Here is a 1,359-nt window from a genome sequence, read left to right as displayed (position 1 = left end):
CCTGGCCAGCTTGTTGTGTTGCACTGATTTAATATCTCTAAGGACATCAAGATTCTTCTCCAGAGCCTTCTTTATTAGAACCTCTAAATTTGGCTTTAAAGCGATACATCAATTTAACCCACCAGCAGTGTTCACTGGGGCTTTATCGACGAGAAATAATTTTGCTCACTAAACCAAGTATCTTGAATTACTTAGGTATCATTTAGATTTATATTTTTATCGATAGTAATCTATTTATTTGAGCAACGATACGGGTTTACTCAAACATTTGACTGAAATCAGCATCACATACGTTTTTTACCGCAGGATGCTGAATCATTCGCTCGGCGAAAATAACGTAATACTCTTCTTTCAAATCCTCAACATGACCGATCAACTGTAAGCTGCGGTCATCTTCGATTTCTGACATGTAAACCGTCGGCGCCAAAAAGATTACATCATCACGGTATCTCGCAAAGGCTTTCATCAACGCGACGTCATCAAACTCTCCCAAGACATCAGGTTGTAATCCTTGGCGATCAAACCATTGAATGACTTTTCGCCCCATCGCCGTTCGACTTGCTGGGATCAACAGCTTTTTCTTTTCCAAAATTTCAGGGAACTTGACGTCTGGAATGTCAGAAGATGCAAAGAAACTCATACTACTCTCGCCAAGCTTCTTACTATAAAGGCCTGGGCTTTGCGTCGAGTCCACCGGGCAATCAGAAAGAATCATATCCAACTTGTGCTGCGATAGCCGTTCTAATAACAGTTCGTGCGTCGACTCGTAACAACGTAAGTGGATACTGTTGTCTTCAGGCACGGTTGTCATCAGCACTTTACTAACTAGCCGTTTTGACAGCGCATCGGCGACACCAACTTCAAACAAAATGTTGGAGTGCTGACTGTAGTTCACAATATCAAGCATCTCATAGCTTAAACCAAACATACGATCCGCATATTTGAAGACCAATTGTCCGAGTTCTGTTGGTTCGCCAGTACGGCCGTTTCGCTTGGTTAGCTTACCTTTCATCCGCTCTTCAAGCGCTTTGATTTGCCCGGTCACCGTTTGAGGAGTGAGAAAAAGCGCATCCGCGGCCTTGGTAACAGAGCCTTGCTTGCACACCATCCAGAAGTAATAAAGATGGTTGTAATTTAGATGTGACATCGGCCAATTCCAGAAAAGAAGGGGATGCTTTTTATACCAAATGTGACAGAGACAGACAAGATACTCGGCAAAACCATCACTTTAACCAACTAAAATTAAGTTTTACCGAAAATACAATCTCAGTATTGTCATAAAACTTGAAGTAAAACGCACTTTTTATCGAATTCTCATCAAAAAAACCTCAGTTTACAAAATCAATAAAACCTATATTT

General features: G+C 41.2%; 1 protein-coding gene. It reads right to left on the bottom strand.

All coding sequences use genetic code 11. From position 1 onward, the window contains the following. Nucleotides 1-256: 256 nt before the first annotated feature. Entirely contained in the window at nt 257-1,147 is an 891-nt protein-coding gene (gene nhaR / locus R7127_RS26240) for a transcriptional activator NhaR (protein WP_318148687.1), read from the bottom strand. Nucleotides 1,148-1,359: the final 212 nt, after the last annotated feature.

Origin of the sequence: Vibrio sp. 1159, from assembly GCF_033340395.1 — a bacterium.
In the GTDB taxonomy this organism is placed as follows: domain Bacteria; phylum Pseudomonadota; class Gammaproteobacteria; order Enterobacterales; family Vibrionaceae; genus Vibrio; species Vibrio alginolyticus.
Note: the sequence above shows the minus strand (reverse complement) of the source record. Positions and strands in the feature narration are given on the sequence as shown.